Origin of the sequence: Clostridium aciditolerans, assembly GCF_016316925.1 — a bacterium.
Classification (GTDB): Bacteria; Bacillota; Clostridia; order Clostridiales; family Clostridiaceae; genus Clostridium_AM; species Clostridium_AM aciditolerans.
On sequence record NZ_JAEEGB010000112.1, the window covers coordinates 1 to 230 of the forward strand.

1 protein-coding gene is annotated in these 230 nt (G+C 63.5%); it reads left to right on the forward strand.

Translation table 11 applies throughout. The annotated features are described in order from the left end of the window. Positions 1 to 230, forward strand: a 230-nt coding sequence (locus I6U51_RS24580) for a diguanylate cyclase domain-containing protein (RefSeq protein ID WP_211145172.1), incomplete at both ends; no start/stop codon positions are given.

The following is a 230-nucleotide window of genomic DNA, read 5'->3' on the forward strand; positions in this document are numbered from 1 at the left end:
CGACAACGTGCAGAACTCGATCGAGATGGCGATCACCGATGCGCTGACCGGCCTCAACAACCGGCGCTACATGGAGAGCCACCTCGCGACGCTGGCGGAGCAGGCTTCGGTCCGCGGCAAGCCGCTGGCGCTGATGATCCTCGACATCGATTACTTCAAGGCGATCAACGACACCTACGGCCACGACGCCGGCGACGACGTGCTGCGCGAATTTGCCGTTCGCATCCGCA